Here is a 5,595-nt window from a genome sequence, read left to right on the forward strand (position 1 = left end):
CGGCGCCGTGCGCGGCCGCGGCGGCCCGACCCAGCGCTCACGCGGCGACGGCTTGCGCAGGAAGGCGCGGTAGTCCGTCGCATCCTTGGTGGTCAGCGAGGACAGTGCCTTGCCTCGCGCGACAATGGCCCACAGGATCAGCCGTTCCGCCTCCTTGCGGTAGGCGCGCTGTGTCGCCGGGGTTTCGTGCAGGGCGAGCCAGGCCTGGATGGCATCGTAGTCGTTGTCCGCGCCCAGGATGCAACTGGAAGCGGGCGCGCGGAACGCCCCGGCGGAACCATCAAGAGGGTCGGCCGGAATTCGTGAAATTTTCGCCAAATATGGCCTAACGCACTGATCTATAAGAGGAATTTCGTGTCTGTGTCCGCTCATCGTCAAGCGCCACGGGCACTGCTTGGCTGATCGTCGCTAATCGACCGAGATGGAATGGACACCGCCCTCCCTTCGGGGACGCAGGGCGCGACAGGAACGCAGAGGCCCTCCTGAACCGAACGGCATCAATGTGCCAGAGTGGAGATTCGACACTTCCACTCGAGGAACGGAGGGCCCAAATGAATGCTACGACATACGGACTGGATGTTGCAAAGCACGTCTTTCAGATGTACTGGGTCGACGCGCAAACGGGAGAGATAGCGAATCGGCGATTTCGACGCGACGAGCTGATTTCGTTTCTAGCGCTGCGCCCTGAGGGGCGTGTGGCGCTTGAGGCTTGCGGCAGTGCGCATTGGTGGGCGCGCAAGATCAAGGCGCTCGGGCACGAGGTGGTGCTGTTGCATCCCAAGTTTATTCGTCCATTTGTCCAGACGAACAAAACCGATGCAGCGGACGCGCGGGCAATCTGGACGGCAGTGCACCAGCCGGGGATGCGGTCCGTAGCGGCCAAAACAGAAGACCAGCAGGCAATACTCGCTCTTCACCGCATGCGCTCGCTGCTGATCAAGTTCCGCACCATGCAGGTGAACCAGATACGAGGCCTCCTCTACGAGTTCGGTATGTCATTCCGCGCCGGACGCGTGGCCGGACTTACTGAGATCCGGGCACGCATGGTGGAACTCGAGGACGCCCTGCCGCCATCTATGATCAGCAGTCTGCTGGATCAGTTGAAACGTATCGACGCAATTGAGCAGGATATCGACCAGCTTGAGAAGAAAATATGCGCCTGGCACAAACAGGAGGCGGCGTGCCGCGCCATCGCTGAAGTACCTGGCATCGGCAAGCTCACTGCAACTGCCTTGGTCGCTACGATTGGTGATGTAAAGACGTTCAGGTCTGGCCGTGAGTTTGCCTCCTTCCTCGGGCTGGTACCCCGACAAACTGGCACCGGCGGCAAGATCCGCTTGGGATCCATCTCCAGGCGAGGTGATCCGTACCTGCGCACGCTCCTGATCCATGGCGCGCGCTCCGTAATGTGTCGCGCGAAAGTCCCGACGGCCTGGCAGAAAGCAATCCAGGCGCGACGACCAGTGAATGTAGCGGCGGTCGCCCTGGCCAACAAGATGGCGCGCACGGCATGGGCCATTCTGGCGCACGGCAGCACATACGATAAGCATTACATCAGCGTGAGGCCCGCGTAGCAGATCAGCAGTAGACGTTGGAGTACCGATAGGTTGCTGAGGTTGATTTCCATGTGATGGCAAAACAGGTCGGACCGCAGGAACGCAAACCTGAACACGGCCTTGCGCTTAAAAGTGCGTGGCCGAGATGAGGACGTTCCTGGCGAATTCCATCAGGGCCCGCAGGCTTCGGCTTGCATCACAGGCCGGATATAAGACTGCAGCCGATACCTCGTTGAGGCATCACAACAAGATCGACTTGGCAAACCGGGCGGTGTCCATATAAGGCCGTGTGGAAACGTCTCCCGAATCGCACCAATGCGCGCCCGCTCCGGGGCGTAGCCAGCCTTATCGAATTTTCGGCCTATCCGGTCGTGGGACGACGTCCAAACGCGGGGGAACTTCGCTAGTGGGCTCCCAAGGGCGATATTCAGCCCATTTTTGGGCACAAATGGGTGCTTACGCACCCACCAGGCGCATGGCCTTCATTGTTTTCGAGAACCCAAGAATTCGAAGGACGCGCTTCAGGTTGTATGCCAGAACATGCAGGCTCATTTCAGTACCTACATTAGGTAGCGTACGCGTCAGGAAGTGCGTGTAGCCCATCCAATGTTTGAAGGTACCGAAGACATGCTCGACAGTTCGCCTGCGAACCGTCATGGCATCAGGAGTCTTGTCGAGGCGGCGCTGGACGGCCTCCAGCACTTCCTCATGCTCCCATCTCGAGATGCGCCGGTACGGACTCGGCGTGCATTGAGATCGCATTGTGCATTGAGGACAGGCACTACTCCAGTAGCGGCGTAGCTGCAGTCCATGTTCTTCTCTGGTGAAGCGGTATATCGCACGTTCACCGGCGGGACATTGATATTCATCGTCCCTGGCAATGTAGATGAAGTCCGCCCGAACGAATCGACCGCCCACCTTCGCGCTGGACCTTGCTGGCTTGGGCAAGATGGCAGCAATGCCCGTATCCTCGCATTCCTTGATCTCCAGCCCACTGAAGTAGCCACGATCAGCTATGGCTTTAAGCTTGGTCTTACCCATCGCATCGCGAGCTGCTTGAGCCATGGAGCTAAGCTGCGCCCGGTCGCTGCCGGCATTTGTGACCTCGTAAGCGACGATCAGATGGTGCTTGGCATCAACGGCCATCTGTACGTTGTAGCCGACTATTCCAGAGCCCTTTCCAATTGTTGCCATCGAACGCGCATCAGGATCAGTCATCGAGATCTGACCATCTGGCAGAGTCTTGAGCTCTTCCTTTATCTGGTCAAGGCGATGCATCTGCTGACGTAGTTGCGCAATCTTCTCGCGCAGTCGAGATGTTTTGAGTTCTATCTCCGCCGGCTGTGTGCGATCCGCAGTCTCCAGCGCACTCAGATACCGCTGGATGCTTTCCTCGATTTGCTGCTGGCGTTTGTCGACCTTGCCAGCCGTGAAATTGCGGTCCCGAGTATTGACTGCCTTGAACTTGCTGCCGTCGATGGCCACCATGACCTGCGAGAACAATTTTAAATCGCGGCACAGAACCACGAAGCGACGGCAGACATTGCGAATGCCCGTGCTGTTATCCCTGCGGAAGTCTGCAATCGTCTTGAAGTCCGGCGCCAGTCGGCCGGTCAGCCACATCAGCTCTATGTTGCGTTGGCATTCGCGCTCCAGCCGGCGGCTGGACTGGACCCGGTTGAGGTAGCCATAGATGTATATCTTCAACAGGACGGCGGGATGATATGAGGGGCGGCCTGTAGTGGAAGGATTTGCACCTTCGAATCCGAGCGACTTGAGATCCAGTTCTTCAACAAACGCGTCGATGATCCTGGTCGGGTTGTCCTCGGCGATGAAGTCATCGAGGCATTCTGGAAGCAGCGTAGTCTGCTTGCGGTCTTCTCCCTCTATGAATCGCTTCATCCGGTCCCCCAATCTGAATGCGTTGATCCAGTCTAGGTGATCGAGACGTTTTCACACAGCCTCGACCCATCACTGCCATCGGCTCACTTTCGCAGACGACCGAAGTTGGGTGCAACTGCGGTCACTGGCTCGCTGCTCGCAGAGCGATCAAGTCTGGGCCAGTGCCTGGGCATTTCTCAGCCTGGCAACGCCACTGCTTGGTCCCGTGACCATTTTCGTTGTTTGTTATTCGACTTCAGCACTGTCGGTGTCGCCGACTTGGGAATCGTGTTCGTTACTCACGGCCGCCGTGGCGAGTGTGGGGGCGTTTGCCTCGGAGGCTTCCTTGCGCTCGCTGTACTGATCCGTCAAGTAGTCGCTATGTCCCCAGACCAGCAGCGTTACCGGTTCCCAGACGACAGGCCTGCCGACGCGGCTGGCATTTCAGAGCGAAACAATCGCAGAGCGCATACGGCAGCCATCAACTCAACCAATGCAAACGTGCCCAATGCTGGACCAAAGCCGTAGCGAAGCACCGCCCCGAAAAGCAGGCTCCCCAGTCCAAAACCAACGAACAGCGTGAATACGTTCAGCCCCATTGCTTGCCCCGGCCGCTTCCCACCGAACGATGTGACGATGCCACCGAATAGCGGCTGGGTCATGTCATAGCCCAGCGATAACATCATGGCAACAACAGGTGCGAACTTCACCGGGAATCCGGTGAGCAGGACTGCGCTTGCCGCGGCACTGACGGCGAGCCCGACCGGAAGCAGTCGAGCACGGCCCCATCGGTCTGCCAGACGACCGATGTACGGTCCCAACAGAAAACCGGGCACTCCATAGCCGAGCAAGGCCAGACCAACTCCTGCGGCGTCCATGCCGTAGCGACGCTCGAAATACACCCCTAGCCAGGTGAAGACACCCGAGTGGAACATCGAATTGACCAGAACGTAGCCATAGGTGCGCTGCCCGCGCGGCGTGCCGAGCAGAGCCTTGTAGCCGCGAAACAAATCGCCCAGAGTCCCGGTCACTGGTTGGGTCGCCGCAGCAATGACGCGGCGATAGGACAGCAGGAGCAGCAAGATGCCGGCGCCGGCCGCCGCGACGACCAGGAACAATCCTCGCCAGCCGATCATCGGAACCAGCAGCGCGCCCAATGGCGAGCCGAAGGCCATGCCGCCGGCCATCGCGCCAAACAGCCAGCCAAGCGGACGTCCACGTTGTTCGTAGGGAAACAGGCGACCGACCAGCGCCAGGCCAAGCGGTACGACGCCACTGGCGCCAAGCCCTGTCGCGATCCGCCACAATGCGATCTGCTCGATCGACGTCGCACTCGCCGTCAGCGCGGTCAGTATGGCAAACGCGGCCAGCGACACGAACATGACCCGATGAATGCCGAGCCGATCGGCGAGCAGCCCGTAGACTAGCGTCGCGATGCCGTACGGAATCAGATAGGCCGGCACAATCAGGCCCGCGGTCTGCTCCGCCACGCCGAAAACACGCGCCAGCGCCGGTATGATCGGTGCGACCATGTAGGCCTGAAAGAAGATGATAAACGTGGTACCGGCAAGCATGCGAAGCAGACGCTCGCGCTCGTCAGCAGACACAGGGTGGGCTACATCGGGGACCAATTCAGTTCTCCGTTGAGGTGAAACAATGGAATACGGGGGCTACACGACCGTCAGTCCAGGCAGCACTACGGCGCACCGTGATGGCGATCGAGCATGGACCTTCCCCCGATGGGAAGGTCAAGCGCCGGGGGCAGACCGATCGGTAAAAGTTCGGAGCACGACCTCAGGCCGCCAGCGCAGGGATCACGAAAAAGTATGCGTTGAGCATGTACAGGCCGGACAGCACCAGCACCACAGCGCCGGCCACCTCGAACGCCTTCTGGTAACGCTGCAGGGCGGACAAGCTCTTGAGCCAGCCCATCGCCACGGCACCGAGGATCACGGGCACGGCGCGCCCCAGCGCAAAGGCCAGCAGCAGCGTGCCACCGAATAGCGGCGATCCGACCGCTGCCGCGATGCCCAGCAGTACCACCAGCGCGGGCGTGCAGAACGGGCAAACCGCGATCGCGAACGCCATGCCGAGCAGGAGGGCGCCCCAGCCGCTGCCGACGCGCGTGGCGCGCAAGGCAAGCGCGGGCAAGGGCAGC

The 5,595-nt window shown here is 60.1% G+C and carries 4 protein-coding genes and 1 pseudogene; 1 reads left to right on the top strand and 4 read right to left on the bottom strand.

The window, feature by feature from the left end; genetic code table 11:
* Positions 1 to 303: pseudogene (locus D769_RS19895) on the bottom strand (integrase); the annotation flags it as partial.
* A gap of 248 nt (positions 304 to 551) precedes the next feature.
* Here D769_RS19895 and D769_RS19900 point away from each other — a divergent pair.
* A complete protein-coding gene (locus D769_RS19900) occupies positions 552 to 1,574 on the top strand; it encodes an IS110 family transposase (RefSeq protein WP_008648782.1) in 1,023 nt (340 codons plus the stop codon).
* Positions 1,575 to 2,012: 438 nt separating this feature from the next.
* Here the strand turns inward: D769_RS19900 and D769_RS19905 are convergent, their stop codons facing one another.
* The 3 genes from D769_RS19905 to D769_RS19915 form a co-directional block, all read right to left on the bottom strand.
* Entirely contained in the window at positions 2,013 to 3,458 is a 1,446-nt protein-coding gene (locus D769_RS19905) for an IS1182 family transposase (RefSeq protein WP_008648788.1), read from the bottom strand.
* Between the two features lie 380 nt (positions 3,459 to 3,838).
* A complete protein-coding gene (locus D769_RS19910; RefSeq protein ID WP_241227891.1) occupies positions 3,839 to 5,044 on the bottom strand; it encodes an MFS transporter in 1,206 nt (401 codons plus the stop codon).
* A 187-nt stretch (positions 5,045 to 5,231) separates the two neighbouring features.
* Positions 5,232 to 5,595: cytochrome c biogenesis protein CcdA (locus D769_RS19915; RefSeq protein WP_040011150.1), on the bottom strand; the 364-nt coding region annotated here is incomplete at its 5' end.

The organism is Cupriavidus sp. HMR-1, from assembly GCF_000319775.1.
GTDB lineage: Bacteria > Pseudomonadota > Gammaproteobacteria > Burkholderiales > Burkholderiaceae > Cupriavidus > Cupriavidus metallidurans.

Bases quoted from the DNA above. Each gene is read 5' to 3' on its own strand.
- D769_RS19905 (WP_008648788.1), bottom strand. From the start codon at position 3,458: ATGAAGCGATTCATAGAGGGAGAAGACCGCAAGCAGACTACGCTGCTT.
- D769_RS19900 (WP_008648782.1), top strand. From the start codon at position 552: ATGAATGCTACGACATACGGACTGGATGTTGCAAAGCACGTCTTTCAG.